This window comes from Enterovirga rhinocerotis, assembly GCF_004363955.1.
In the GTDB taxonomy this organism is placed as follows: domain Bacteria; phylum Pseudomonadota; class Alphaproteobacteria; order Rhizobiales; family Beijerinckiaceae; genus Enterovirga; species Enterovirga rhinocerotis.
Genome location: NZ_SNZR01000011.1, coordinates 559,122 through 581,363 on the forward strand (window position 1 = coordinate 559,122; position 22,242 = coordinate 581,363).

Here is a 22,242-nt window from a genome sequence, read left to right on the forward strand (position 1 = left end):
GGGGCGGGAAGACGGCACTCATTGCTGAGCGGTCCGTCTGTCGGGCCCGATCTCAGCATGGGTGTGTTGAGGAACACTTAGCGTTCAAACCGGCTGCGGCCGGGGGACGCGATTGGAGGGGTTGGACGCCTTGTATGATCGCCATCTCGACCGCAACGCGGCCAATTATCAGCAACTGACGCCGATCTGGTTCCTGGCGCGGGCGGCCGGAACCTTCCCGGCCCGCACGGCGATCATCCACGGCAGCCTGCGGCGCAATTACGCGGAGTTCTTCGCCCGGTCCCGGCGGCTCGCCTCGGCGCTTGCCGGGCGCGGCATCGGACGCGGCGACACGGTCGCGGTCATGCTGCCGAACATCCCTGAAATGCTGGAATGCCATTACGGCGTGCCGATGACGGGCGCGGTGCTCAACGCCCTCAACACACGGCTCGACGCGCGCGTCCTCGCGTTCTCGCTCGACCATGGCGAGGCGAAGGTGCTGATCGTCGACCGGGAATCCGCGCCGCTGATGCAGGAAGCGCTCGCGCTTGCGACGGTGAAGCCCTTCGTCATCGACGTGGACGATCCGGAATATGCGGGACCGGGAGAGGCGATCGGCGAGATCGGCTACGAGGCCTTCCTCGCGGGCGGCGATCCCGATTTCGCCTGGGAGGCGCCCCTCGACGAATGGGACGCGATCGCCCTCAACTACACCTCCGGCACGACGGGCGATCCGAAGGGCGTCGTGACGCATCATCGTGGCGCCTATCTCTCGGCGCTGGCGGACGTGATGGCCGGCGATCTCGGCCGCGGGCCGATCTATCTGTGGACGCTGCCGATGTTCCACTGCAACGGCTGGTCCTTCCCCTGGACGATCTCGGCCGTGAACGGGACGCATGTCTGCCTGCGCCAGGTGCGGGCCGGCGCCATCTTCCAGGCGCTCGCCGAGCATGGGGTGACGCATATGTGCGGTGCGCCCATCGTCATGTCGACGCTGCTCGGCGCCAAGCCCGAGGACAAGCGCGATCTGCCCCAGCGGGTGAGCTTCATCACCGCCGCCGCGCCGCCGCCGGAATCGGTGCTCGCCGCCATGGGCCGGGCCGGGTTCGACGTGACCCACGTCTACGGCCTCACCGAGACCTACGGTCCCTCCGTCGTCAACGAATGGGATCAGGCCTGGGACGCGCTGCCCGGCGACGAGCAGGCCGCCAAGAAGGCGCGCCAGGGCGTGCGCTACATCGCTCTCGAGGGGCTCGACGTCTTCGACCCCGAGACCATGGAGCCCGTCCCCGCCGACGGCGAGACCATGGGCGAGGTCATGATGCGCGGCAACATGGTCATGAAGGGCTATCTCAAGAACCCGAAGGCGACCGACGCCGCCTTCGCCGGGGGCTGGTTCCATTCGGGCGATCTCGGGGTGAAGCATCCCGACGGTTTCATCCAGCTCAAGGACCGTTCGAAGGACATCATCATCTCGGGCGGCGAGAACATCTCCTCGATCGAGGTCGAGGAGGCGCTCTACAGGCACCCGGCCGTCGCCGCCGCCGCGGTCGTCGCCAAGCCCGACGAGAAATGGGGCGAGACGCCCGTCGGCTTCGTCGAGTTGAAAGGCTCGGAGATGGTCTCCTCCGAGGAACTCGTCGCCTGGTGCCGCCAGCACCTCGCCCATTTCAAGGCACCGAAGCAGGTGGTGGTGACGGAATTGCCGAAGACCTCGACCGGCAAGATCCAGAAGTTCCGCCTGAGGGAGATGGCGAAGGCGCTTTAGGGAGGGGCCTTACTCTCCCTCTGTGGGAGGGGTCGGGCGACGGACGCGTCGACCGGGCGCAGCCCGCCAGGGGCCGCGCCCGCGGAGCGGGAAGGGGGCGGCGGAGGGGAGGGGGAGCCACACAGCATTGGCGTGGTTCCTTCGCCCCTCATCCGGTTCCGCTGACGCGCAACGCGACTTCTCCCGCAAGGGGAGACGCGAAGCCGTGTGCCCTGTCTCCTCGCATGAGCGCCATGCCTTTCATGCGAACAAAAAACGGTCGCGTTCCGAGGCGGGATGGGGCAGAAGGCCGTCAGACAATCTGACAGGGGGAACCGTGACGATGGCGCGTCGGATGCTCGAGAGATCGGCCTGATGGGAGGCTTGCAGCCCGAGGCACGAGGCCCCCTCGCCGATATCCGCGTGCTCGACCTGTCGCGCCTTGTCGCGGGCAACATGCTGAGCCTGCAACTCGCCGATTTCGGCGCGGACGTGATCAAGCTCGAACCGCATCGCGGCGATCCGCTCCGCCATTGGCAGGAGGAGGGCATCCAGGCCTGGTGGAAGGTCTATGCCCGCAACAAGCGCTCGATCCGCCTGGACCTCAAGACGGACGAGGGCAAGGCGGTGCTGCGCGCGCTCGTGCCCACGGCGCAGGTGCTCATCGAATCCTTCCGTCCGGGCGTGATGGAGAAGGCCGGGTTCGGCCCCGACGCGCTCCTCGCGCTGAACCCCGGCATCGTGATGGTGCGGCTCTCCGGCTTCGGCCAGACCGGCCCCTATTCCGCGCGGCCCGGCTTCGGTTCCCTGATCGAAGGCATGAGCGGCTTCGCGGCCAAGAACGGCTTCGCCGACAAGCCGCCGGCCCTGCCCAACATGGCCCTCGCCGACATGGTGGCCGGCATCTCCGGCGCCTTTGCCGTCATGGTCGCCATCCGCGAGGCCGAGAGGCCGGACGGCAAGGGGCAGGTCGTCGACCTCTCGCTCCTCGAGCCTCTCCACGCGACCCTCGGTCCCGATGCCGCGATCCACCGCCTGACCGGCCGCTCGCCGTCGCGCGTCGGCAATCGGGTCTCGATCACCGCCCCGCGCAACGCCTACGAGACGAGCGACGGCCAGTGGATCGCGCTCTCGGCCTCGACCCAGGACATGGCCGCGCGCCTGTTCCGCGTGATCGGCCGGGAGGACATGATCGACGATCCCCGCTTCGCGACCAATGCGGCTCGGCTCGATCATGTGGACGAGGTCGACGCCGTCGTCGGGGGCTTCATCAAGGCGCGCACGCTCGCCGAGAACCTCGCCTTCTTCGAGCAGGCCGAGGTCACGATCGGCCCGATCTACGACGCGGCCGGCTTCGGCGAGGACAGGCATGTGAAGGGGCGCGGCGTCCTCGTCGAGGTCGAGGATCCCGACCACGGGCCGATCCCGATGCATGCGCCGTTCCCGCGCCTCTCGCGCACGCCGGGAGCAATCCGCCGCCTGGCCCCGAGCCTCGGCGAGGACGAAGAGGCGGTCCGCGCAGAGCTTGCCGGTGACGTGAGCAGGGCATCGTGAGCCGGGATCCGCTCGAGGCCGGCATCGGGCAGGGGCGCTGAGCCCCGGCTCGACGCGCAGCCGGGCCTTCGACGATCCCGGCCTTCCGGTCCCTCCGCGGGCCGACGCAGATAGAATTCGACATAGGGGCGGCGTGCCGCCCGACCAGACCAGGAGGAAAACGGCATGAAGACGTATCAGCTCTATATCGACGGCGCCTATGTCGATCCCGTCAAGGGCGAGTATTTCGACACGGTCGATCCCTATCGCGGCGAGGTCTGGGCAAAGATTCCGAAGGCGTCGCGCGAGGACGTCGATCTCGCGGTCGCGGCCGCGAAGCGGGCGATGTGGGAAGGCCCCTGGGCCAAGATGAACGCGACCGCCCGCGGCAAGATCATGCGCAAGATCGGCGACCTCGTCACCGAGAACGCGCAGCGCCTCGCCGAGATCGAGGTGCGCGACAACGGCAAGCTGATGGCCGAGATGCACGGCCAGCTCCGCTACCATCCGGAATGGTGGTATTATTACGGTGGCCTCGTCGACAAGATCGAGGGCGGCGTGCCGCCGATCGACAAGCCGGAGATGTTCGCCTTCACGACGCATGAGCCGGTCGGCGTCGTCGCGGCGCTGACGGCCTGGAACTCGCCGCTCATCTTCATCGCCTGGAAATGCGCCGCGGCCATCGCGGCCGGCTGCGCGGTCGTCGTGAAGCCCTCCGAGTTCACCTCGGCCTCGACGCTCGAATTCGCCGCCCTGACCAAGGAAGCGGGCCTGCCCGACGGCATGTTCAACGTCGTCACCGGTTTCGGCCCCGAAACCGGCCAGGCGCTCGTGACGCATCCCTTCGTGTCCAAGATCACCTTCACGGGGTCGGACGCCACGGGCGCGCGCATCTACGAGCAGGCCGCGAAGGACATGAAGCGCGTCTCGCTCGAGCTCGGCGGCAAGTCGCCGAACATCGTCTTCGCCGATGCGGACATGAAGATGGCCGCCGCCGGCGTCGTCTCCGGCATCTTCGCCGCGACCGGACAGACCTGCATCGCCGGCTCGCGCCTGCTCGTGCAGAAGTCGGTCAAGGACGAGTTCATGGACCGTCTGCTGACACTGGCGCGGTCGGCCAAGATCGGCAACCCGATGCTGCCCGAGACCAATATCGGACCGGTCACGACCCCGGCCCAGTACAAGAAGATCCTCGATTACATCGACGTCGCCAAATCCGAGGGTGCGACGCTCGTCATGGGTGGGAAGCCGGCCTCGGGCGAGGGCCTCACCGGCGGGCAGTTCGTCGAGCCGACCATCTTCACCGACGTCAAGAACACGATGCGGATCGCGCAGGAGGAGGTCTTCGGGCCCGTCCTGTCCGTCATCGACTTCGAGACCGAGGAAGAGGCGATCCAGATCGGCAACGACGTGATCTACGGCCTCGCGGCCGGCGTGTGGACGAAGGATATCGGCCGTGCGCTCCGCATGTCGAAGGCGCTTCGGGCGGGTTCGGTCTACGTCAACACCTACCGGGCGGTCTCGTACATGATGCCTTTCGGCGGCATGAAGCATTCGGGCCTCGGCCGGGAGAGCGGCATCCACGCGATCCACGAATTCCTCGAGCCGAAGAGCGTGTGGCTCTCGCTGGCCGAGGACGCGCCGGAAAACCCGTTCATCCTGCGCTGAGGGGCATCGCCGCCCTCTCTCTTCCGGGAGGGCTATCGCGTTCCGGACATCCGGTGCGCGATCAAGGACCGAGGTCGGCGCTCGTCCTTCCCCCTCGTGGGGAAGGTGGTCCCGAGCGAAGCGGAGGGTCGGATGAGGGCGGGCCACCGGCCTCGCGGTCAACGCGAGCCTCGCGCCCCATCCCCGGCCCCTCCCCCGCAAGGGGGAGGGGAGGAGCGGCCTTGAGGCCGCGTCCATAAGCAATGTCCCTCCCCCTCCAGGGGAGGACCGGGAGCGGAAGCGCCGTGCGCCTTCGCCTCGCATCAATGATCGAAATAAAGAGGAAACGTCATGGCTCGTCTTAGCCGGCGCACCGTTGTCACGGGAGCCGCCGCCACCTTTGCCGGATTCGGTGTTCCGCTGCGCGGCGCGCGCGCGGCCGATTTCACCTTCAAGGTCGGCACGGACGTGCCCGACACCCATCCGATCAACATCCACATGAAGAAGGCCGCCGAGACGCTAGCCAAGGAGACGGGTGGCCGCGTCGAGCTGAAGCTCTTCGCCAACAACGTGCTCGGCGGCCAGACCGACATGTTCTCGCAGCTCCGCTCCGGAGCGCTCGAATGCTTCGCCCTCTCGGGCGTGAACGTGCTCTCCCAGCTCGTTCCCGGCACCGCCCTGCACGGCCTCGGCTTCATCTTCCCGAACTACGACACGGTCTGGAAGGTGATGGACGGCAAGGCCGGCGCGCATATTCGCGGGCAGATCGAGAAGGCCGGCATCGTCGTCCTCGACAAGGTCTGGGACAACGGATTCCGCCAGATCACGAACAGCGTCCGCCCGATCCAGCAGCCGAAGGACCTCCGGGGCCTGAAGATCCGGGTGCCGGTCTCGGCGCTCTGGACGTCGCTCTTCCAGTCCCTGGGCGCCGCCCCCGCCAGCCTCAACTTCGCCGAGGTCTATTCGGCTCTCCAGACGAAGGTGGTCGACGGACAGGAGAACCCGCCGCTCATCATCAACACGGCGAAGCTGTTCGAGGTGCAGAAATACTGCTCCGTCACCAACCACATGTGGGACGGCTGGTGGTTCCTGATCAATCGGCGTGCCTGGGGAGCCATGCCCGCCGACCTCAAGGAGACGTTCGCCAAGGTCGTGAACGCGCAGTGCCTCGAGCAGCGCAAGGACGTCGAGCGCTTGAACGGCAACCTGCGCGACGAACTGACCAAGAGCGGCCTCGTCTTCAACGACGTCGATACCGAGCCTTTCAAGGAAGAGCTGCGAAAGGCCGGCTTCTATGCCGACTGGCGCAAGCGCTTCGGCGACGAGGCCATGGGCCTCCTCGAAGAGCAGGTCGGAAAGCTCGGCTGATGACCACGCGACCCGAGTTCCGCGCGCGCTACTGGATCGAGAGCTCGACTCCCCTCGCGAAGGCCGCCGAGGTCATCGCGGGTGAGCAATCGAGCGGCACCTTCCTCAAGCTCGCGAGCGAGACGGACGTGCTCAAGGAGCGCTCGCGGGCTCGGGTCGTCGCGGTCGAGCCGCAGGGAGAGGCGGCGACGCCCTCCCTGCATTCGGCGCACGAGGAGCGGCGGGGCGCCGCCGGACCCTATCATCAGGGCGAGATCGAGATCGCCTTCCCGATCGCGAATGTGGGTCCGCATCTCGGAACGCTGCTCGCGACGATCGCGGGGAACCTGTTCGAACTCGGCGAGGTGACGGGCTGCCGCCTGCTCGATCTCCATCTCCCGGAGGATTACGCCCGGCAATTCGCCGGGCCGCGCTTCGGCGTGGCCGGCACGCGCGAGCATGCCGGCGTGTCGGGCCGGCCCATCATCGGCACGATTATCAAGCCCTCGATCGGCCTCACGCCCGAGGAGACCGCCGCGCTCGTCGACACGCTCTGCGAGGCGGGGCTCGACTTCATCAAGGACGACGAACTGATCTGCGATCCGCCCTACGCGCCGTTCGAGGCGCGGCTCGCGGCGGTCATGCCGGTGATCGAGCGTCACGCCGACCGGCTCGGCCGCAAGGTCATGTACGCGATCAACATCTCGGGCACGCCGGACGAGATGCGGCGACGGCAAGACCAGGTCGCGGAGGCCGGCGGCACCTGCGTCATGGCCTGCGTCAACTGGGTGGGCTTCTCCGGCGTGCAGGATCTGCGCGCCCATGCCGAGCTGCCGATCCACGGCCACCGCAACGGCTGGGGCATGCTGACCCGCCATCCCGCCCTCGGCTTCGCCTTCACCGCCTACCAGAAGCTCTGGCGCCTCGCGGGAATCGACCAGCTTCACGTCAACGGCATCCGGAACAAGTTCTGGGAGCCGGACGACAGCGTCGTCGCCTCGGCCCGGGCCTGTCTTCGACCGGAGCCGGGCCTCGCGCCGATCATGCCGGTCTTCTCCTCCGGCCAATGGGCGGGCCAGGCGCCGGACACCTATGCCGCGCTGCGCTCGACCGACCTCATGTATCTCGCCGGCGGCGGCATCATCGGCCACCCGGACGGCGCGGCCGCAGGGGTCGCGAGCCTGCGCGAGGCGTGGGAGGCGGCGGCCCTGGGCGAAAGCCTCGAGGCCTATGCCCGGACGAGGCCGGCCCTGCGCGCTGCGCTCGATTTCTTCGGGGGGCGGGCGTGAGAGAGCCATTCGTCATTGCGAGCGCAGCGAAGCAACCCAGACCCACGGTGCCGGCGGCTCCTGGGTTGCTTCGTCGCGATCGCTCCTCGCAATGACGGACGAAGGCATCCGGATGACCACCCCCCGTCTCGTCTTCTACGGCGACGACTTCACCGGCTCGACCGACGCGCTCGAGGTGCTCGCCTTCGCGGGCCTCAAGGTCGTGCTCTTCGTCGCGCCGCCTTCGGCCGAGATGCTGGCCCGCTATCCGGCGCTCGACGCGGTCGGGGTCGCGGGCGACAGCCGCGGCATGAGCGGGGCGGAGATGGACGCGGCGATGCCCGGCATCCTCGCCACCTTGCGCGGCATCGGCGCCCCGATCGTCCATTACAAGGTCTGCTCGACCTTCGATTCCAGCCCCGAGATCGGCAGCATCGGCCGCATCGTGACCCTGGCGAAAGCCGCGTTCGGCAATCCCTGGATTCCGATCCTCGGCGGCACGCCGGCGCTCGGCCGCTATTGCCTCTTCGGCAATCTCTTCGCCCGCTCGGCGACGGATGGAGAGATCCACAGGATCGACCGCCATCCCGTCATGAGCGTCCATCCCGTCACCCCGATGACGGAGGGCGACCTCGCCCGCCACATCGCGGCGCAGGGGCCGGATGGCCCGCTCGCGGTCGCGAGCCTCGGCTACCCGGCGCTGGAAGCCGGGCTCGACGACGCGCAGGCTGCGCTCGGCAGGCTCGCCGCGAGGACGCCGGACGCGATCCTCATCGACGGCGGCTCGCGTGCGCACCAGACCGTGGCGGGCGCCTTGCTCGAATCCGCGGCCGAGCGGAGCCGTCCGCTCTTCTGCGTCGGCGGCTCGGGCGTCGAATACGCGCTCATGCAGCATTGGGGGTTGAGCGGGGCGGCGCCGGAGGCCTTCGAGAGTTTCCCGGCCGTCGATCGGCTCCTCGCGATCTCGGGGAGCGCCTCGCGCGTCAGCGCCTCGCAGATCGACGCCGCGGTTGCGGCGGGCTTCGTCGAGATCGCGGTCGACCCGGTCCGGCTTCTGGCCGAGCCCTCCGAGGCGGAGGACCTCATCGCGGCCGCGACGCGGCAGATCGGGGAGGGGCGGAGCGTCCTGCTCCAGACCGTCCGCGGTCCCGACGACAAGCGGATCGCCGCCCTGCGGGAGGCGCAGGGCCGCGATTATGGCGAGGCGGGACGCCGGCTCGGCGCCGCGATGGGCGGGATCCTCGCGGCCGTCCAGGGTCGCACGGGCCTCCGCCGCCTTGCGGTTGCGGGCGGCGACACGTCGAGCCAATCCGTGCAGACGCTCGGCATCGACGCGCTCGAAGTCGCAGCCAGGCTGACGCCGGGCGTGCCGCTCTGCCGTATCCTCGCCGCGGGCCGCCCGCTCGACGGCGTCGAGATCGCCCTCAAGGGCGGGCAGATGGGCGGCGATGATTTCTTCGAGGCGGTCCGCGCGGGCCGGCAGCGATAGGGGGACGGGATGAAGCTCAAGGGACGCATCGCGCTGGTCACGGGCTCGGGGCAGGGAATCGGCCTCGCGACGCTGAAGGCCTTCGGCGCTGAAGGCGCGACGCTGATCGTCAGCGACGTGGTCGCGGAACGCGCCGCGGCGGCGGCGAAGGAACTGACGGATGCCGGCTACCAGGCCGACAACGTCCGGATCGACGTCGGCGACAAGGCGAGCATCGAGGCGGGTTTCGCCGAGGTCGTGGAGCGCCACGGCCGGCTCGACATCTTCGTCAACAACGCGGCGATCAGCTCGGCGACGCCTTTCCTTGACGTGACGCACGAGGAGTTCGAGCGGATGGTCCGGGTCAACCTCACCGGCGCCTTCCTCTGCGCGCAGGCCGCGGCCAGACAGATGGTGAAGCAGGCACCGCTCGCGGGCGTCCGGCCGAAGATCGTCAACATCTGCTCGATCTCGGGCCAGCGGGGCGGGCGCGGGCGCACGGCCTATGGCGCGACCAAGGCCGGGCTCGACCTCATCACGCGCGTCATGACGACCGAACTCGCCGGCCGTGGCCTCAACGTCAACGCCATCGCGCCCGGCCCCATCGAGACCGAGATGGCGCAGAGCGTGCACCATGGCGGCCAGCGCGAGGCCTATCTGTTCCTGACCTCGCAGGGCCGCTACGGCGAGGCGGGCGAGATCGCGAAGGCCGCCCTGTTCCTGTGCTCGGACGATGCCGACTACATCAACGGCGTGACGCTCAACGTCGACGGCGGCTTCGGCTCGCAGGGCCTGCAATACCCGCTGCCGGGCTGACCACCATCACAAGGGCCCGCCAGGCCCGGACGACAGGACGCGTCGGGCGCCGACCCGGCCACAGAAGGAGAGAGACGTGAAGCTTAAGGGACGCATCGCCCTCGTGACGGGCTCGGGGCAGGGGATCGGCCTCGCGACGCTGAAGGCCTTCGGCGCCGAAGGCGCAACGCTGATCGTCAGCGACGTGGTCGCGGAACGCGCTGCCGCGGCGGCGAAGGAACTGACGGATGCCGGCTACAAGGCCGACAACGTCCGGATCGACGTCGGCGACAAGGCGAGCATCGAGGCGGGTTTCGACGAGATCGTGAAGCGCCACGGCCGGCTCGACATCTTCGTCAACAATGCCGGGATCGGCGGCAATACGCCCTTCCTCGACGTGTCGATCGAGGAGTTCGAGAAGATCATCAAGATCAACCTCACGGGCGCCTTCCTCTGCGCGCAGGCCGCCGCGCGCCAGATGGTGAAGCAGGAGCCGCTCGCGGGCGTCCGGCCGAAGATCGTCAATATCTGCTCGCTGTCCGGCCAGCGCGGCGGGAAGGGCCGCACGGCCTATGGCGCCGCCAAGGCCGGGCTCGACCTCATCACGCGGGTCATGACGACCGAACTCGCCGGCCGCGGCCTCAACGTCAACGCCATCGCGCCCGGCCCGATCGAGACCGACATGGCGCAGCTCGCCCATACCGGCGGCACGCGCGAGGCCTATCTCTTCCTCACCTCCCAGGGTCGGTACGGCGAGGCGAGCGAGATCGCGAAGGCCGCCCTGTTCCTGTGCTCGGACGATGCCGACTACATCAACGGCGTGACGCTCAACGTCGACGGCGGCTTCGGCTCCCAGGGCCTGCAATACCCGCTGCCTGGCTGAGGCGGGCCCTACCTCTCCCCTTGCGGGAGAGGTCGAGCGACGCCGAAGGCGTCGACCGGGTGAGGGGCCCCCCCTCATCACGACATGCGCCGTCGCCCCTCATCCGGTCACGCTCGCGCGTGACTCGACTTCTCCCGCAAGGGGAGAAGCGGGCGCGTCCCACTCGCGACCAACGATTCGCCAAAAGGAAACACCATGTCGGACAGGAAGCTGGAGGGCCGCGTCGCGCTCGTCTTCGGGGCGGGCTCGGTCGGCGAGGGGTGGGGGAACGGCAAGGCCTCCGCCGTCGCCTATGCGCGGGCGGGCGCGAAGGTGGTCGCCGTCGACGTCAACGAGCAGGCGGCCGCCGAGACCACCGGCATCATCGAAGGGGAGGGGGGCAAGGCTCTCCGGGTCGGCGCGGACGTCACCAAGCTCGCCGAGGTCGAGCGGGCGGTCGAGGCGACCATGAAGGCCTTCGGCCGCGTCGACATCCTGCACAACAATGTCGGCATCACCTCGCAGGGCGGGCCGGTCGAGACGTCCGAGGAGGTCTGGGACCGCGTCATGACGGTGAACGTCAAGAGCATGTTCCTGACCTGCAAATGCGTCCTGCCGATCATGGAGGAGCAGGGACGCGGCGCGATCGTGAACATCTCGTCGCTCGCGAGCGTACGCTGGACCGGCTACAACTACTCGGCCTACTACGCCTCCAAGGGCGCGGTGAACCAGTTCACCAAGGGCATCGCCATCGAATACGCCAAGAAGGGCATCCGGGCGAACATCATCCTGCCGGGCATGATGGACACGCCGCACGTCTACCAGCAGATCGTCGGCTTCTACGACAACGCCAAGGACGCCATGGTCGAGGCGCGCCACAAGATCTCGCCGACCGGCAAGCAGGGCGACGGCTGGGACATCGCCAACGCCGCCGTCTTCCTCGCCTCCGACGAGGCGAAATACATCAACGGCGTCGAACTGCTCGTGGATGGCGGCCTGCACCTGAAGGTCGGCTGAGGCCGAGGCGGCTGGCCGGAGGCGAGGCCGGATGGTAGCAAGCCGTCTCGGCTTTTCGACGGATTCCGGCCTCTTCAGATGTTTCGAGCCGTCGGACGTGGACTGACCGCCTCGATCGAACACGCCGTGCGACGGCTCCGGTCGCGGCCTGTGCCGCGCGGCTACGAGGCGCTCCGGTCCAAGCTCGCCGATCCCGCCGCCGTCACCGTCTGGGGCTTCCTCAATTCCGAGATCGGGCTCGGCTCGTCCGCGCGCGGGCTCGTCTCCGCCGTGGAGAGTGCCAGGGGCGGGGTCCAGCGCTTCGCCATCCCGCTGGCTGGACGCGACAATGTCCCGTTCGGATCCAGCGCGGTGGTGCGGAAGACGCGCCGGAACATCATCGTCGTCAATCCGCCTGAACTGATCGGGGAGCCGTTCGCGTTCCTGAACCGCTATTGGGCCGGCTCCCATCGGATCGCGTACTGGGCCTGGGAGCTCGACGAGGTTCCGGACCAGTGGCGCGGCGCGTTCGATCTCGTCGACGAGGTCTGGAGCTGCTCGACGGCGTCCGCTGCATCGCTCCGCCGGGCGACCGAAAAGCCGGTCCATGTCCTGCCCCACGTCGTCGAGGATTGGCCGCACGAGCGAAAGGACACGGCCCGCGCGCGCCTATCCCTTCCGCGCGACGGATTCGTTTTCCTCTTCGCTTTCGATTTCCACTCGGGCTTCGCGCGGAAGAACCCGCTCGGGCTGATCGAGGCCTTCATCCGCGCCTTCGGCACCGGCCCCGCCGGGCCCCACCTCGTTCTGAAATTTCACAGCGCGAGCGGCTTCCCCGCGGAGGAGGCGCGTCTGCGGCAGGCGGCGGCGCGGTGCGGGCGCATCCGCCTCGTCGCGGAGGTCTACACGCCCGGGGAGATGCGTGCCCTGTTCGATGCGGCCGATGGCTTCGTCTCGCTTCACCGCGCGGAGGGCTTCGGGCTGAACATCGCCGAGGCGATGATGGCGGCGCGGCCGGTGATCTGCACGGGCCATTCCGGCAACCTGGATTTCACCCGTCCCGACAATGCCCTCCTCGTCGACGCCTCTTTGCGCGCGATCGAGCCCGGCGAATATGTCGGCTCGCAGGGACGCCTCTGGGCCGAGCCGGATCTCGACGCCGCTGCCGAGGCGATGCGCCGGCTCGTCGGCGATCCGGACCTCGCGCGGAGCCTCGGGACTCGCGGACGCGAGCACGTTCTCCGCCATCTGTCGAAGGAGGAGATCGGGGCCCGCGCCCAGCGTCTGCTGGCGGCGAGCGAGCAGGCCTGACGCTCAGGCCGTCAGGCGCAGATGGCGCAGGGTGCGGCCCGGTGCGATGGCCTGGGCCGCCGCGACGATGCCCTGGGTGTCGATGCCGAAATAGCGGTAGAGATCGGCGATCGTGCCCGTCTGGCCGAAGCGCGTGACGCCGAGGGCGCGGGTGCGATGGCCCTGGACCGAGCCGAGCCAGCCGAGCGTCGCCGGATGGCCGTCGAGCACCGTGACGAGCCCGCAATGGGAGGGCAGGGGGGCGAGCAGGCGCTCGATGTGGGCGGTCGCGCCGTAATCCCCGCGCTCCCGCGCCGTCTGGGCCGCGTTCCAGCCGGCATGGAGCCGGTCGGCCGAGGTGATGGCCAGGAGGCCGACATCGCGCCGGTCCCCGCCGATCAGCCCCGTCGCCTCGATCGCTTCGGGCGCGACCGCGCCGGTATAGGCGATGACGACCTCCGCGTTCGGGCCGGGCTTGCGCATCCAGTAGGCGCCGGCGACCATGTCGGCGGCGAGATCGTCGTCGATCGTGCGGCGCGGCTGTTCGAGCGGGCGGGTGGACAGGCGGAAATAGGACGAGCCGCCCGCGGCGTCGGGGAGCTGCGTCACGGGGTCCGGCTCGGCTTTTCCCGAGCGTTGCAGATGCGCGAAGGCGAACCGCATCAGCACCGACAATTCGTCGACGAAGGCCGGCTCGAAGCTCGACAGGCCGTCCTGCGACATCCCGATGAGGGGCGTCTTGATCGATTGGTGGGCTCCGCCTTCCGGCGCCAGCGTCACGCCGGCCGGCGTCGCGGTCACGATGAAGCGGGCATCCTGGTAGCAGGCGTAGTTGAGCTGATCGAGGCCGCGCTCGATGAAGGGATCGTAGAGCGTGCCGACCGGGAGCAGCCGCTCGCCGTTGATCGCATGCGACAGGCCGAGCGCCGAGAGCGCGATGAAGAGGTTGGCTTCGGCGATGCCGAGCTCGAGATGCTGGCCGTCCGGCGAGAAGGTCCAGTTATAGGTCGAGGGGATGCGCTCCTTCTTGAAGGTGTCGACCATGACCTCCTTCGCGAACAGGCCGCGCCGGTTCACCCAGGCGCCGAGATTGGTCGAGACGGTGACGTCGGGCGAGGTCGTGACGATGCGCCGGGCGAAATCATCGTCGCCCTTGGCGATCTCGTGCATGATGAGCCCGAACCCGGCCTGGGTGGAGAGCGTCGGCTGGCTCGGCGTCGCGAGCTTCTCCGGCACGGGGATGACCGGGGCCTCGTAGCGGCGCCGGCCCTTCTGCACGAAGGGCACGTCGTCGAGGAAGCGGCGCAGCTCCGTTTCGGGGATGTCGAGGCCCTCGAAAGGCTCCCATTCGTGGCCCTCGCGGATGCCCATCGCCTTGCGGAAGCCGCCGAGCTGGGTCGGCGTCATGAGCCCCGCATGGTTGTCCTTGTGGCCGGCGAGGGGCAGGCCGTGGCCCTTGATGGTGTAGGCGATGAAACAGACCGGCCGGTCGTGCTCGCGCGCCGCCTCGAAGGCCTCGACCAGCGAGGGAAGGTCGTGGCCGCCGAGATTGCCCATGAGTTCGGCCAATTCGTCGTCCGACCGTGTCTCGATCAGGCGCGTGACGTCACCCTGGTCGCCGAGTTCGTCGAGGAGGCGTTTGCGCCAGGCCTTGCCGCCCTGGAAGGCGAGGGCCGAATAGAGCTGGTTCGGGCAGGCCTCGATCCAGGCCTTGAGCTTCTCGCCGCCCGGCTCGGCGAAGGCCGCCTCCTGGAGCGAGCCGTGGCGGAGCACGACGACGTCCCAGCCGAAATTCCGGAACATCGTCTCGAACTTCGCCCACAGCCCCTCGCGCACGACGGCGTCGAGGCTCTGGCGGTTGTAGTCGACCACCCACCAGGTGTTGCGCAGCCCGTGCTTCCAGCCCTCCAGCAGCGCCTCGAAGATGTTGCCCTCGTCCATCTCGGCATCGCCGATGAGCGAGACCATGCGGCCTTCGGGACCGGTGCCCCAGCCCTTGGCGCGGACGTAATCCTGCACCAGCGAGGAGAACAGCGTCTGGGCGACGCCAAGGCCGACGGAGCCCGTCGAGAAATCGACGTCGTCGACGTCCTTCGTGCGCGACGGATAGGATTGTGCGCCGCCGAAGCCGCGGAAATTCTCGAGCTTCTCGCGCGTCTGGTTGCCGAAAAGGTATTGCAGGGCGTGGAAGACGGGGCTCGCATGGGGCTTGACCGCCACGCGGTCCTCGGGCCGGAGCGCCGCGCAATAGAGCGCCGTCATGATCGTGCACATCGAGGCCGAGGAGGCCTGGTGTCCACCGACCTTCAGCCCGTCGCCGTCGCGCAGATGATTGGCGTTGTGGATCGTCCAGGTCGAAAGCCACAGGGCCTTCCGCTGGATGGCGGTCAGGTAGGGCAGGCGGGGATCGGACATGTTCGGCGTTTCCTCGTTCCACCACCATCCCCATCCCGAGGTGCCGGCCGAGGGCCCGCACCTCGGGATGAGGAGGTCGAAGAAGGCCGGCATGGTACCAGAGCGCCATTCGGCATGCTGGCCAAAATGCCCTGCGTGGTGAGCTCGAATTGGCTCGATTCCCCACGATCCTGCATGTAGACGATCATCTTATGCCAAAACACGACCTCGACGAGATCGACCGCAAGATCGTCGCCGCCCTGCAGCAGGACGGGCGCATGACGTCGATCGAACTGGCGGAACGGGTCGGGCTCTCGCCGTCGCCCTGCGCGCGGCGCGTGCGGCTGCTCGAGGCGGCCGGGATCATCACGGGCTATGTCGCACTGGTCGATCAGGTGGCGGTCGGCCTGCCGATCAGCGTCTTCGCCTCGATCAAGCTCGAGCGGCAGCGCGAGGAGGAACTCGACCGTTTCGCCGATGCGGTGTCACGCTGGCCGGAGGTGGTCGATTGCTACCTCATGACCGGGCAGCGGGATTATCTGATGCGGATCGTGGTCCAGGACCTCGAGGCCTACGAACGCTTCCTGAAGGAGAAGCTGACGCGGCTCGACGGCGTCGCCTCGATCGAATCGAGTTTCGCTCTCGGCCAGCTCAAGCGCTCCCACGCCTTGCCGATCATGGGCGCGGGAGCCGGCGCGCGCGGGGCGCGCCGAGGCAAATAGGTCGACGACCGGTCGACGCTCTCACCCTCCGAGGGGAGGGTGAGAGATCTTCAGGGAACGCGATGCGGGCGCGTTATCGAGGGCCGTGACCATGGCGAGGGCCGTGGCCCTTGCCATGCGGGCCGCCCTGGCCCCTGACCATCAGCGCGCCGAGACGGCGCTTCTGGCCTTCATCGAGCGTGGCGTAGAGCGGCGCCGCGGCATCCGCGAGCTTGCCCATGCTGGCCGCCGATTTGGCCATGCGCTCCGAACGGGCGCGCAGGGAGGCGATCGGATCGCGCTCCACCGCCTTGCCAGCGGCTTTGCTTTCGCGGAACGAGGCCCAGCTTTCGCGGCGGGCGGCACGCGCTTCTTCCCGCTCGCGGGCCATGTCGCGCAGTGCCGTCTCGACCGGAGGCCAGAGCTTGTCCTGCTCGGCCGTCAGCTTGAGGCCCGCCTTCATCCCGGCGATGCGGCCATCGAGGAAGGCCGAGCGATCCTCCTGGGTGAACCCGCTCTTGCCGCCTCGTTCGAACGCACCGCCTGGGCTCGCGGGTGCACGCTCCTGTGCGACGGCGAGGCTTGCGGCTCCGGCCGCGAGCCCGAGGGCAAGGCCGACGACGACTTTCTTCATCCTATCCTCCTCCAGCGCCGAACCCGGGGACGGGCTCGGCCAGGGTGGGAGCGAGGATGCAGGCGATGGCCTTACGGCAGCGTCGCGGCTGCATTACATCGCGGTCATGTCGAGATGCAGCGCGATTCCGTGAACTGGTCGTCGGAACAGGAGGCGGCCCTCAAAGCCGTCGGTCAGTGGCTGGACGTGGGCGACCGGCCCATCTTCCGCCTGTTCGGCTATGCCGGGACGGGGAAGACGACGCTCGCGCGCCATATCGCGTCCCATGTCGACGGCGACGTCTGTTTCGCGGCCTTCACGGGCAAGGCGGCCCTCGTCCTGCGCGAGAAGGGCTGCCCGGACGCCTCGACCATCCATTCCCTGATCTACCGTTCGCGCGGCAGCGGCGAGACGGGGCCGCAATTCGTGCTGAACCGACAGAGCGCGGCGGCCTCGGCCAAGCTTATCGTCATCGACGAGTGCTCGATGGTCGACGAGGACCTCGGACGCGACCTTCTCGGCTTCGGCACACCCGTCCTCGTCCTTGGCGATCCCGCGCAGCTTCCGCCCGTCAAGGGCGGCGGCTACTTCACGGAGCATCCGCCGGACGCGATGCTGACCGAGATCCACCGCCAGGCGAAGGGCGATCCCATCATCGCCCTCTCGACCATCGTCCGAGAGGGCGGCCGGCTCGAACGCGGCACCTATGGCGAGAGCCGCGTCGTCTCCCGGCGCGAGATCGACGCCGAGCAGATCCTGAAGGCCGACCAGGTTCTCGTCGGCTTGAACAAGTCGCGCCGCGCCTACACGACCCGCATCCGGCAGCTTCTGGGCTATCGCGATCCGATGCCGGCCGTCGGCGAGACGCTGGTCTGCCTGCGCAACGACAAGGCGAAGGGGCTCCTCAATGGCGGCATGTTTACCGTCAAGGTGCTCGCCGGCGAGGAAGACGGGCGCCTCGCCATGGATGTCAGGGGCGACGGCGAGCGGACGACCGTGCGCGTCTCCGTCCCGCGCCAGTTCTTCGAGGGACGCGAGGACGACCTTCCCTTCGCGGTGCGCCGCAAGGGGGACGAGTTCGATTACGGCTACGTGCTCACGGTGCACAAGGCGCAGGGGTCGCAATGGGACGATCTCGTGCTGTTCGACGAGAGCTACGCCTTCCGCGAGCACCGCGCCCGCTGGCTCTATACGGGCCTGACGCGGGCGGCGAAGCGGCTCACCGTGGTGCAGTAGGCGGCGTCGGACGCGATCCGTCACGCGAAATGGCCGGGTGTGTCGCGGCCATGGAACGGCACGACCGCGCGTTTCGCGCCTGTCAACTTTACGAAATCCTAACGGTGCAAGATCAGGAAAGACGGGCGACGGGCCGATCTTGGCGCCATTGTCCAGCAGTGTCCGACAGGACGCAGGGTTGATGCGGTGTCCTCTCGTCCGTGTCACCTGCCACGAACGGGGAGCGTGATTATGGAGCCGTCAGATCGGCCGACCGGATCGTCGTGACGCCTGCGATCTTCATCATGCTGCTCAACCCGGTGACCTCGGCCATCTTCGCCGCGGCGCTGTTCGTGTTGTGGAAGCATCAAAGACATCTGAGATATGTCGGCCTTCTGGCCCTGGCCTTCGGTCTCAAGAGCCTCGCATACCTCGTCCAGTTCGCGACGCTGACCGACTACATCAGCCTCTCGCGCATCGTCTCGAACGCGTTGTTCGTCGCGACGGCGATCCTCGTCGTCGGCGGGCTGATCTCGCGTTACAAGGAGCGCCCGCCCTACGTGCTGATGACGCTGATCGGCGTCGCAGCGATGCTCGTCCTGGCCTTCTATCAAATCGTGGACGAGAATTACGCGGCCCGCGTGATCGCGCTGAACGCGGCGATCGCGGCGATCTCGGCGATCGGCATCTGGAAACTTCTGCGCTTGGTGCGGAAGGCCTTCATCGAGATGATCGTCGTCTGCGTGATGATGCTTCATTTCTGTGGCGCGCTGCTGCGGCCGGTCCTGCTGATGGCGGGGGGCGACCCGACGAAACTGTCGATCGATTCGGTCTATTGGCTGGGGGTGGCGGCGACCGACATCATCATGTCGCTGTTGCTGGTGCTCGGCGTCGTGACCGGCGTCGCGCTCGACCTCTTCGCCAAGCTGCGCATCGAATCCATCCAGGATTCGCTGTCCCATCTCCTGAACCGGCGGGGTTTCGAGGAGAGTGCCAACGCCTCCCTCCGCTCCGATCCCGACCGCACGGCACCGGCCGCGCTGATCCTCGCGGATCTCGATCACTTCAAGGCCATCAACGACACCTACGGGCACGCGGTCGGCGACCAGGTGATCGTCGGCTTTGCTCGCTCCTTGGCCCGCGAGGCGGCCGACGGCGCCGTTCTCGGTCGGATCGGCGGGGAGGAATTCGCCGTCCTGCTGCCGGGCGCGGATGCGGCCGAGGGCGTGCGCTACGCGGAGAGGGTCCGCCTGCTGTTCGCGCTCACCCCGCTTCCCGGCGTGCGGGCCCCGCGGAACGTGACGGCGAGCTTCGGGATCGCCGGCGTGGGGCCGGGGGGCAATCTGGAAGCCGTGATGCGCGATGCCGATCAGGCCCTCTACGAGGCGAAGAGAGCCGGGCGCGACACGATCCGCGTCGCCTCGTCGACGTCCCAGGCCGCGTCCGTCCAGACGGCGAAGGTCTTGCCGATTTTCGCTTAGCCGGCGAAGCCGACTTCTGGTCAGGCCTCGGCCGGGCCTGTAGCGTCGCGCCAGGGTCCGCACGAGGCCCATGAGCGGTTGGGAGGATCGGTTGGACGACGGGCTTTTCACGAAGGCGGGCGTGTTTCGGCAAGGGACGCCCGATCCGGCGCCGCGCTTCGCCGGCTTGCCGAAGTACAATTTCGTCTACGGCCACAACGATCCTGAGCAGGTTCCGGCCAGCGCGCTCGCCGAGGCCGCACACAAGGTCCTGTCGCAGAGCGGCAAGCTGCTCGGCATGTACAATCTCGGTCAGGCGCCCCAGGGGCACGACGCGCTGCGCGAGTTCGTGGCGAAGAAGGCGGCGACGCGCAGCGGCATCGCCTGCGGTGCCGAGGACGTGATGATCACCTCCGGCTCGCTCCAGGGGATGGACCTCGTCAACGCGCTCTTCATCGCGCCCGGCGACACGGTGATCATCGAGGAATTCACCTATGGCGGCGCCATCGCCAAGGTGCAGCGTCTCGGGGGGCGCATCGTCGCCGCCCCGCTCGACGAGGGCGGCATCGTCATCGACCGGCTGCGGGCCATCCTCGAACGGCTGAAGGCCGAGGGCACGACGCCGCGCTACATCTACACGATCCCGACGGTGCAGAACCCGACCGGCTCGATCATGAGCCTCGAGCGTCGGCACCAGCTTCTCGACCTCTCGCGCGAGTTCGGCGTGCCGATCTTCGAGGACGAATGCTACGCCGATCTCGTCTGGTCGGGCGAGCGGCCGCCGGCTCTCTACGCGCTCGATCCCTCGCGCGTCGTCCATATCGGCTCCTTCTCGAAGTCGCTCGCGCCGGCTTTGCGCATCGGCTACGTCATCGCGCCCTGGGACGTGCTCGGGCGGCTGATGGCCTCGAAGACCGATGCCGGCACCGGCGCGCTCGAACAGATGGTCGTCGCCGAATATGTCGCGCGGCATTTCGACGATCACGTCGACGACCTGCGCGCCGGGCTCGGCCGCAAGCTCGACGTGCTGGTCGACGCCCTCTCGCGCGAATTCGGCACGGCGGCCGAACTCTATCGCCCCGAAGGCGGCATCTTCCTGTGGCTGAAGCTGCCGGACCATGTCGACGTGCGCAGCTTCGCCGCGACGGCGCTCGCGCAGGGCGTCGCCTTCAATCCCGGTCCGGAATGGGCCTGCGATCCGGAGGGCGCGAAGAGCCATATGCGGCTCTGCTTCGCTCTGCCGACCGAGGAGACGATCCGCGAGGGCGTCGCCGAACTCGCCCGCATCGCCTACGAGGCGACGGGCGTGCCGGAGCGCAGCGCCAACCGCCCGCGCGCATGAGCACGGACGACCGCAAGGCGCTGGTCGAGGCCGGCGTCGCCGCCGGCCGGGCGAGCTTCGTCGAGAGCTTCGGCCGCGTGCCGGACAACCTCGCCCTCCTCGCCGAGCATGCGCCCGGCGCCTTCGCCGGCTACGGCCTGATGCGCGACGCCGTCATGCGCGAGGCGGGGCAGGGCGGCGCGCTCGACCTGAAGACCAAGGAGATGGTCTTCTGCCTGCTCGATTGCCTGATCGGGCAGACGGAGGCCGCCAAGCGGCACGCGGAATCCGCCATGCGCCACGGCCTCACCCTCGCCGAACTCTCCGAGGGCCTCGTCCAGGTGCTGATGGTCGGCGGCATCACGGCCTGGAACCGCAGCGGGGCGGAGGTTCTCCGCCACTGCGCGGCGCTCGAGCCGAAGGGCTGACGGCGCGCCAGTCCTTGCGAGCGGAGCGAAGCAATCCTTCGAGAAGAAAGCTAGTATCCCGTCGTCAGTTGTCAATGTGCCGCGAACGAATCTGCTTGGTCGTTAGTATCCGCTGAACAATGTGATATTCCGCCGTTCAGCGGACAATGAGTTTGAGCTGGCCTAAACGCCCCGCTGCGTGATCTTATCCCCGCGAGTAACGTGATGTATTCTGTCTGGCCCCTTTGGTTGCCGAAGTGGCTTAACGTCGTAGGTGCTCCAATCGCCCGTCCAATTGATCTCAAGTTTATATGTCCTCGGCCTGATTTCTTCGCCAGAAAGGATAACATCAACACGGTGACGTCCAGGTTCAATGTCGCCTTTGTACACAGCTAGCGTTCTGACGTTCTCCATATAGAAGGTGGCATTGTCTCCCAGATCTTCATTCGTAGGATCTTGATGAAATAATCCCATTATACGTACAGCTTCGAGGTGAAATGGAGACTTCTGAAGTTCGTCGAACATCAAAGCCATCGGGTTTCCAGGGTTTCTTGCTACCCATTCCTCGCCTTGCAGGCTCCAGATGCTCAGTCTAACAGAAAAATTCTTTATCGGTTTTCCAGTATTTTCCAACCTTATCCAGCTACGCTTCCGCCCGTCGGGCGGCATGAAGATTAGCCCTGGCCCCGTTCCGCAATAGAGGTCGACCCTCTGGCGCCCCTCAACGATATCCTTCATCCTTTCGTGGGCGCGGTATTCGAGCGACACGAAGATCAAAGCGAAGACGACTGCCACGCCGAGAACGACAATCGCAGTCGTAGCAGAGGGCTTAAAGAGTTGACTGAGTGCCCAGGCGATCGGTGGGACCGCGAACAGCGATAGGAAGGAGGACCAAAAGCCGGGCATGAACTTGTCATAGCGCCTTCGACCTTCCTCGACATCAAAATTCGGATCTCGGCTTCGGGACCATCCCGCTCGAGGGCGCTTCCCGGATTTTTGCGTTGTCCCTCTCCCTGACTTCCTCTCGCTTTGCGGCTTGGGCTGCATCTTCAGCATGCCGAGCCTAAGCCCGTGCTTGCGAGCGAGGCGAAGCAACCTAGCCAGTCGTGGTACTGGCGACCCAGAGTCGCTTCATCAGCTCCGCCTCCTCGCCATGACGGTCGGATTGCTGGAGATGTCTGCGGCTGCTAGCCTTGGCG

At 67.7% G+C, this 22,242-nt stretch carries 18 protein-coding genes; 15 read left to right on the top strand and 3 right to left on the bottom strand.

Features of this window, described 5'->3' with window-relative positions:
• The first annotated feature begins 121 nt into the window (after window positions 1–121).
• The 10 genes from EV668_RS03195 to EV668_RS03240 all read left to right on the top strand — a co-directional run bounded on the left by EV668_RS03195 (window position 122) and on the right by EV668_RS03240 (window position 12,953).
• Window positions 122–1,747 (top strand): acyl-CoA synthetase, encoded by a 1,626-nt coding sequence (locus EV668_RS03195; RefSeq protein ID WP_133768392.1) that lies wholly within the window; start codon window positions 122–124, stop codon window positions 1,745–1,747.
• A 354-nt stretch (window positions 1,748–2,101) separates the two neighbouring features.
• Window positions 2,102–3,280, top strand: a complete 1,179-nt coding sequence (locus EV668_RS03200) for a CaiB/BaiF CoA transferase family protein (RefSeq protein WP_133768393.1) — start codon at window positions 2,102–2,104, stop codon at window positions 3,278–3,280.
• A 165-nt stretch (window positions 3,281–3,445) separates the two neighbouring features.
• The gene (locus tag EV668_RS03205; protein WP_133768394.1) at window positions 3,446–4,927 is read left to right on the top strand and encodes an aldehyde dehydrogenase; all 1,482 of its coding nucleotides are present in this window, start codon (window positions 3,446–3,448) and stop codon (window positions 4,925–4,927) included.
• A 330-nt stretch (window positions 4,928–5,257) separates the two neighbouring features.
• Window positions 5,258–6,274, top strand: coding sequence for a TRAP transporter substrate-binding protein (locus tag EV668_RS03210; protein ID WP_133768395.1), 1,017 nt, complete (start codon window positions 5,258–5,260; stop codon window positions 6,272–6,274).
• On the top strand, window positions 6,274–7,542 hold the full coding sequence (locus EV668_RS03215; protein ID WP_133768396.1) for a ribulose-bisphosphate carboxylase large subunit family protein: 1,269 nt from the start codon (window positions 6,274–6,276) through the stop codon (window positions 7,540–7,542). Before EV668_RS03210 ends, EV668_RS03215 begins: the two co-directional genes overlap by 1 nt.
• A 112-nt stretch (window positions 7,543–7,654) precedes the next feature.
• Window positions 7,655–9,010, top strand: coding sequence for a four-carbon acid sugar kinase family protein (locus EV668_RS03220; RefSeq protein ID WP_133768397.1), 1,356 nt, complete (start codon window positions 7,655–7,657; stop codon window positions 9,008–9,010).
• A gap of 9 nt (window positions 9,011–9,019) precedes the next feature.
• Window positions 9,020–9,805 carry an SDR family NAD(P)-dependent oxidoreductase gene (locus tag EV668_RS03225; RefSeq protein ID WP_133768398.1) on the top strand — a complete coding sequence of 262 codons (786 nt, stop codon included), beginning with the start codon at window positions 9,020–9,022 and terminating at the stop codon, window positions 9,803–9,805.
• Window positions 9,806–9,881: 76 nt separating this feature from the next.
• Window positions 9,882–10,667 (top strand): SDR family NAD(P)-dependent oxidoreductase, encoded by a 786-nt coding sequence (locus tag EV668_RS03230; RefSeq protein ID WP_133768399.1) that lies wholly within the window; start codon window positions 9,882–9,884, stop codon window positions 10,665–10,667.
• A 195-nt stretch (window positions 10,668–10,862) separates the two neighbouring features.
• Complete coding sequence (locus EV668_RS03235; protein WP_133768400.1) at window positions 10,863–11,663, top strand: SDR family NAD(P)-dependent oxidoreductase; 801 nt, start codon at window positions 10,863–10,865, stop codon at window positions 11,661–11,663.
• Window positions 11,664–11,789: 126 nt separating this feature from the next.
• Window positions 11,790–12,953 (top strand): glycosyltransferase family 4 protein, encoded by a 1,164-nt coding sequence (locus tag EV668_RS03240; protein ID WP_166652318.1) that lies wholly within the window; start codon window positions 11,790–11,792, stop codon window positions 12,951–12,953.
• A gap of 3 nt (window positions 12,954–12,956) precedes the next feature.
• On the opposite strand, the gene EV668_RS03245 is transcribed toward EV668_RS03240, so the two are convergent.
• Window positions 12,957–15,347, bottom strand: a complete 2,391-nt coding sequence (locus EV668_RS03245) for a transketolase (RefSeq protein WP_133768402.1) — start codon at window positions 15,345–15,347, stop codon at window positions 12,957–12,959.
• A gap of 191 nt (window positions 15,348–15,538) precedes the next feature.
• Here EV668_RS03245 and EV668_RS03250 point away from each other — a divergent pair, with 191 nt between their 5' ends.
• Window positions 15,539–16,048 (top strand): Lrp/AsnC family transcriptional regulator, encoded by a 510-nt coding sequence (locus EV668_RS03250; RefSeq protein ID WP_133768403.1) that lies wholly within the window; start codon window positions 15,539–15,541, stop codon window positions 16,046–16,048.
• Window positions 16,049–16,121: 73 nt separating this feature from the next.
• Here the strand turns inward: EV668_RS03250 and EV668_RS03255 are convergent, their stop codons facing one another.
• Window positions 16,122–16,661, bottom strand: coding sequence for a Spy/CpxP family protein refolding chaperone (locus EV668_RS03255; RefSeq protein WP_133768404.1), 540 nt, complete (start codon window positions 16,659–16,661; stop codon window positions 16,122–16,124).
• A gap of 129 nt (window positions 16,662–16,790) precedes the next feature.
• Between EV668_RS03255 and EV668_RS03260 the strand changes: the two genes are divergently transcribed.
• From EV668_RS03260 to EV668_RS03275, 4 genes are all read left to right on the top strand, one after another.
• Complete coding sequence (locus EV668_RS03260) at window positions 16,791–17,876, top strand: ATP-dependent DNA helicase (RefSeq protein ID WP_133769955.1); 1,086 nt, start codon at window positions 16,791–16,793, stop codon at window positions 17,874–17,876.
• A gap of 263 nt (window positions 17,877–18,139) precedes the next feature.
• Window positions 18,140–19,336 (top strand): GGDEF domain-containing protein, encoded by a 1,197-nt coding sequence (locus tag EV668_RS03265; protein ID WP_133768405.1) that lies wholly within the window; start codon window positions 18,140–18,142, stop codon window positions 19,334–19,336.
• Window positions 19,337–19,427: 91 nt separating this feature from the next.
• A complete protein-coding gene (locus tag EV668_RS03270) occupies window positions 19,428–20,657 on the top strand; it encodes an aminotransferase-like domain-containing protein (RefSeq protein ID WP_245512810.1) in 1,230 nt (409 codons plus the stop codon).
• Window positions 20,654–21,064, top strand: a complete 411-nt coding sequence (locus EV668_RS03275; RefSeq protein WP_133768407.1) for a carboxymuconolactone decarboxylase family protein — start codon at window positions 20,654–20,656, stop codon at window positions 21,062–21,064. Before EV668_RS03270 ends, EV668_RS03275 begins: the two co-directional genes overlap by 4 nt.
• 162 nt (window positions 21,065–21,226) lie before the next feature.
• On the opposite strand, the gene EV668_RS03280 is transcribed toward EV668_RS03275, so the two are convergent.
• The gene (locus EV668_RS03280; protein ID WP_133768408.1) at window positions 21,227–21,949 is read right to left on the bottom strand and encodes a hypothetical protein; all 723 of its coding nucleotides are present in this window, start codon (window positions 21,947–21,949) and stop codon (window positions 21,227–21,229) included.
• Between the last annotated feature and the right edge of the window lie 293 nt (window positions 21,950–22,242).

What these genes read in the sequence shown, in the direction of transcription:
- EV668_RS03245 (WP_133768402.1), bottom strand. Translation starts at nt 15,347, where the DNA reads ATGTCCGATCCCCGCCTGCCCTACCTGACCGCCATCCAGCGGAAGGCC.
- EV668_RS03235 (WP_133768400.1), top strand. Translation starts at nt 10,863, where the DNA reads ATGTCGGACAGGAAGCTGGAGGGCCGCGTCGCGCTCGTCTTCGGGGCG.
- EV668_RS03255 (WP_133768404.1), bottom strand. Translation starts at nt 16,661, where the DNA reads ATGAAGAAAGTCGTCGTCGGCCTTGCCCTCGGGCTCGCGGCCGGAGCC.
- EV668_RS03220 (WP_133768397.1), top strand. Translation starts at nt 7,655, where the DNA reads ATGACCACCCCCCGTCTCGTCTTCTACGGCGACGACTTCACCGGCTCG.
- EV668_RS03280 (WP_133768408.1), bottom strand. Translation starts at nt 21,949, where the DNA reads ATGCCCGGCTTTTGGTCCTCCTTCCTATCGCTGTTCGCGGTCCCACCG.
- EV668_RS03200 (WP_133768393.1), top strand. Translation starts at nt 2,102, where the DNA reads ATGGGAGGCTTGCAGCCCGAGGCACGAGGCCCCCTCGCCGATATCCGC.
- EV668_RS03225 (WP_133768398.1), top strand. Translation starts at nt 9,020, where the DNA reads ATGAAGCTCAAGGGACGCATCGCGCTGGTCACGGGCTCGGGGCAGGGA.
- EV668_RS03205 (WP_133768394.1), top strand. Translation starts at nt 3,446, where the DNA reads ATGAAGACGTATCAGCTCTATATCGACGGCGCCTATGTCGATCCCGTC.
- EV668_RS03250 (WP_133768403.1), top strand. Translation starts at nt 15,539, where the DNA reads ATGCCAAAACACGACCTCGACGAGATCGACCGCAAGATCGTCGCCGCC.
- EV668_RS03215 (WP_133768396.1), top strand. Translation starts at nt 6,274, where the DNA reads ATGACCACGCGACCCGAGTTCCGCGCGCGCTACTGGATCGAGAGCTCG.
- EV668_RS03210 (WP_133768395.1), top strand. Translation starts at nt 5,258, where the DNA reads ATGGCTCGTCTTAGCCGGCGCACCGTTGTCACGGGAGCCGCCGCCACC.
- EV668_RS03275 (WP_133768407.1), top strand. Translation starts at nt 20,654, where the DNA reads ATGAGCACGGACGACCGCAAGGCGCTGGTCGAGGCCGGCGTCGCCGCC.